Source organism: Schleiferilactobacillus shenzhenensis LY-73, assembly GCF_000469325.1.
Classification (GTDB): domain Bacteria; phylum Bacillota; class Bacilli; order Lactobacillales; family Lactobacillaceae; genus Schleiferilactobacillus; species Schleiferilactobacillus shenzhenensis.
Genome location: NZ_KI271588.1, coordinates 74,915 through 79,265, shown reverse-complemented (window position 1 = coordinate 79,265; position 4,351 = coordinate 74,915). Strand labels below are relative to the sequence as shown.

Below are 4,351 nucleotides of genomic sequence, written 5' to 3'. Positions count from 1 at the left end.
TGTGTCTTTTTCTGTTCAGTTGGTCAACTACTCCGTCCGCAGCGCAATCGCCGCGTCCTTCTTCGCCGCCATCCGGGCCGGAATATGCCCGCCCAGCAAAGTACGTGTCCAGGCCGTTATTTTCACGTCATTGCTAGTGCCGTTATAGCGCCTTGTCTGATACGTGAGAAAGACTTTGTGTCGCAGTATTGACGGAGATATACAGTCCGTATGGATCACAGCCAAACATCACTGGTAATCGTGTCGCCATTGTCACCAGTAATTTTATCTTTCAAATCGCGGAATTGCTTGGCGTCGTCATCATGGTGCAAAATGGCCATAATGGAAATGGCATCATCCATTTTCCGGACAGCATCGGGTTTAACTTTCTTTCCCTGGACATACTGAAACCATCCTGTGACAAATAACAGGATGATTTCATAGTCTGTATTACCAAAGTGCGCGCTGAGGGTTTGCATAATGTCAATCGTATTTTGAGCATAGGACAGCTGTTTGGCAATGATGAATTGTTCGAAGGATGAAAGAACAATCTCCAGGAGAAAATTATCCCAAGAACCCAGAATCGAGCTTTTCGGAATATGTTTGACGATCAGCTGCAGGAGTTGCATCTTGATGTTGGCAGACATGTATTCTGAAAAGAATGCAAAAATAACGATATCAACGGCTGTCCAAGCGTCAAGATTCAACAAGTAGGATTGGATTGGCGTCACGTTCAATGCAACGATTTTGCTTGGATCCAGGTGCATATAAATGTGGTTTTGCAGAGATTCGGCGCCGCGCCAAGAAATTAAATTCCAGCGATTTGGTTTCTTGATGTAGGCAGTATGGGCAGTAGCCACTAATTCCTTGGCTTGTGCCAACTTTTTAGCGAGCAGCGTCTTGTTTTGCACGATTTCAGGGCTTAGAAAAAAATCCGGCAGTTGGCCAAAGTATTCATAGTCTGCGGCCGTCGTGTCGGGATTATCCTGCATCAGGGAAAAAAACTCGGTCGGGGTCACATGTAACTGCTGCAACAGATGATTAAAGCGGCCAAGGCTGATGTCAGACTGCCCCCGCTCAAAGCGGGAAAGGAAGGGTTGAGAAATCACGTCATCGGTAATGTCCTCCATTTTGATCTGCTTTGATTCACGAATCTCACGAATTTTTTCGCCAAATTTCAAAATGATCTCCTCCGTTCGATGGCATGAGACAATGCCAGCCAATGTCTTATGCATATAGTAATACCATAGCACATGGTGAAAGTGGTTGGCACGCCAGGGTTTTACGATCCCAAGGCAAGGAACCAGGAAGTCCGCACTGCGGATGATTGGTACGCGTTAGCGGCCATCTACTATTTTTTGCGCACTGGAACGACGTTGTTTGTGACAGCCGGTTCTGGCCGCCAGGAACTGTTACAGAAGGCCGGCCTGCTGCAACGCGCCGGCGTATTCACTGCAGCGGATTGTGCGACAATCCGCAATTTGGTCGATCAAACCACGGTGGTTGTAGAGGCTCCCGCTCTTACGCAAGAAGCGATTGCCAGACGATTCGACACCATTGTTCGGAAATTGATGACGGCCAAAGGCAAGCGTCTTTGGACCACGACGCAATTTGGTGAAGTGGTTGATGTCCGTTCACGCCAACATGGTCTTGCCGGTTTACTCACCGCCATGCGCGAACTGGGTGTTGACGTCACAACCAAACCATTGCTGACAAAAGTTGAAGCGCAATTATTCCCTGTTAAACGGTTTCAAGATACGAGTATGTTGTTTGGTGCGGCCGGGTTAATGAAGTCGTTAGTCGGCTTGATGCAGGACGGTCAGATTGCCGCTTCCCACGATGTAGAGCTTGAAAACCTGGTTGCACAAATCACTCGCCAGGATTATGCCGATCAATGGGATTACGCCACGGGTAGAGCCGGGGCTATTGATGCACTTGCCACATTAGCAGAGTATTCCCAACAGGCAAAGTATTGGGATGCGTTGAAGAAACAAACGGCCGCCTTATTTGATGAGACTAACGACATTCTGAGGTACTGTCTGCAGGACACGGATGATTTGACGGGCCTAGGGTTTGCCCACGGCTTAACGGGCTTGGGGTGGACGTTATATCATGTTGGGCAACTGTTAAATGTGCCGGTCTACCAAGCGAAGGGGGACGAGTTGCTGCAAGTCGTGACAGCCTTGACTGAGGATTTTCTGCAGCATCATGCCCTCAATGTGATGAACTTGTCTTGGTGTGAAGGACTGGCGGGAATAGGCAGCGGGCTGCTCCGCGCCTATCAGACCGGCATCGCAGCAAAAGCAGAATCGAGTAAGCTGCTGGATAACATTACTGACCAGCTGGTCCACCATTTCTATCAACAGTCGCCTGCGTTGTGTCATGGGTTGGCCGGCACTTTGGCATTCTTCAATGATCGCCAAACATTCCAGCCGAGCACTGCCAATGCTGAGGCGGCTGAATTGGTTGCTGAGTATATGACAGCTACCGCTAACGATGGCCTTATTTTCCCCGACGAGACAATGCGCACCCATGTACTCGACTATGGTGTTGGTCAACTTGGCTGTTTGGCTCAGCTGCATCGTTACATCCGACTGTTTCAAGGTTAGGCAGGTTGCACATGCATATGTGCATGAATGGGGCAGCCGATTCTTGAAACTTGGTATGCTTAGGACGATTAAAGAAGTTGAAAGGAGTGGCAACCATGCGGAGATATTTCATGCACCACATGCTGCTTACACTATGCGTGACACTGTTGATTATGGGGACATCGTTTCTCCGGGTAGCTGTTGCCCTGGTGAATACGTATGTGCTGAACTCCCTAGTTCAGCGTAACGTTTCATTGTTCTTGAAATTCATTATTCTGAATATAACGCTTTACGTGGTATTTAGCGGAGTGCTCCTGCTGACCATGTATTTAGAAGGGGTGCTCATGCAGAAGATGAGCCTGGATCTCCGGTTGGACATCACCAGAAACATTACGGCTGGTGGCTATGCTTTCTTCCACCGCTATGATACAGGTACGTATGGGTCTTGGCTGACCAATGACGTGAATTTGATCGAAACGCAGGGCTTTGATAATTTCTTTAACGTGGTCCAGATTGGGTCAGATACGCTCTTTGCCAGCGCAGCACTGCTCTCATTCCACTGGTCATTGATTGCCGTTGCACTTTTCTTGGCCTTCCTGACGATTGTTTTACCGCAACTGGGTGCGAAAAAAATGCAACGGGCCAATATGAACCTGACCAAGGGCAACGAGGCTTTCTTGGAGAAAGTACAAAGCCTGCTGAAAGGGTTTGACACGTTGTTTGCGCTCAATGTACAAAATAAGCTGGTTGAGCAGATTAAGAAGCCAGCACAAGAACTGGCCGGGTTGAAAGTCCGTCAAAATACAACAATTGCGCAACTAACAATGCTGGGGCAACTGGCGAGTATTGTAAGCCAGTTAGCCATGATTGGTTGGAGTGGGGTCTTGATTCTGCGCAACTTGATCCCCATTGGGGCAATCCTTTCGACTGGTAGTTTGGCGGGCACTATTTTTGTCAATCTCGCCAGCTTTGGTCCAGTACTGGCGCAATTCAAGTCGGTCAAGCCGGTATTTGAAAAGTACGTCGGCCCGGCTGGCGGAGAGAGCCACGGGACAATTGGGAAGGACACGTCCGTTGATATTGCACTGCAGCAGGTCAGCTACCAGTACCCGGGCAGTGCGGCTCCTGCCCTGAAGCCGATGTCGCTGGTCATCACACCCGGTGAAAAGGTGGCGATTGTCGGTCCTTCCGGTGTTGGCAAGTCGACGCTGTTGAATATTCTGGATGGTAAGCTGACGGGGTACCAAGGAAATGTACTGGTGGCGGGGAAGCCTCTGAATTCTATCGCTGGGAACTCGCTGCGCGACAAGGTTTTGTATGTCGATCAGATGCCGTACGTGTTCAATGGGACTGTGCGGGAGAATCTGACGATGGGCGATCATTTCACTGATGCGGAAATCCATGATGCTTTGACCAAAGCAGATCTCGCTGAATTCGTTGCCAACTTGCCCCAAGGACTGGATACTCCCGTTGGTGAGGATGGCCGCTTGTTTTCAGGCGGTCAGCGCCAACGATTAGCAATTGCCCGAGGCGTGTTGCGGCACCGGCAAGTGCTGTTGGTCGATGAAGGCACCAGCAGCTTGGATGAAGAGAGTGCGTTGAAAGTGGAGGACAGCTTTTTGAAACAGAAGGAGCTGACGGTAATCTTTGTTACCCACCAGTTACACGCAGCCAATGAGAAGCAGTTCAACCAGGTTGTTACGCTGGGGTGAAAGGCAGACAGATTGGTGAAGGGAGCAAATGATTGCGGAGAAAAAGACACACGGCCACCGCCAGTTTGCGGA

At 49.6% G+C, this 4,351-nt stretch carries 3 protein-coding genes; 2 read left to right on the top strand and 1 reads right to left on the bottom strand.

All coding sequences use genetic code 11. From position 1 onward, the window contains the following. Positions 1–215: 215 nt before the first annotated feature. A complete protein-coding gene (locus tag L248_RS07200; protein WP_040535456.1) occupies positions 216–1,160 on the bottom strand; it encodes a helix-turn-helix domain-containing protein in 945 nt (314 codons plus the stop codon). A 72-nt stretch (positions 1,161–1,232) separates the two neighbouring features. Between L248_RS07200 and L248_RS07195 the strand changes: the two genes are divergently transcribed. Together L248_RS07195 and L248_RS07190 are read left to right on the top strand one after the other, a co-directional pair. Beyond that, entirely contained in the window at positions 1,233–2,588 is a 1,356-nt protein-coding gene (locus L248_RS07195; RefSeq protein ID WP_022529491.1) for a lanthionine synthetase LanC family protein, read from the top strand. A gap of 95 nt (positions 2,589–2,683) precedes the next feature. Then, positions 2,684–4,279 carry an ABC transporter ATP-binding protein gene (locus tag L248_RS07190; RefSeq protein ID WP_051999898.1) on the top strand — a complete coding sequence of 532 codons (1,596 nt, stop codon included), beginning with the start codon at positions 2,684–2,686 and terminating at the stop codon, positions 4,277–4,279. Positions 4,280–4,351: the final 72 nt, after the last annotated feature.

Excerpts from the sequence above, each read along its gene's own strand:
- L248_RS07195 (WP_022529491.1), top strand. The coding sequence starts at position 1,233 with ATGGTGAAAGTGGTTGGCACGCCAGGGTTTTACGATCCCAAGGCAAGG.
- L248_RS07190 (WP_051999898.1), top strand. The coding sequence starts at position 2,684 with ATGCGGAGATATTTCATGCACCACATGCTGCTTACACTATGCGTGACA.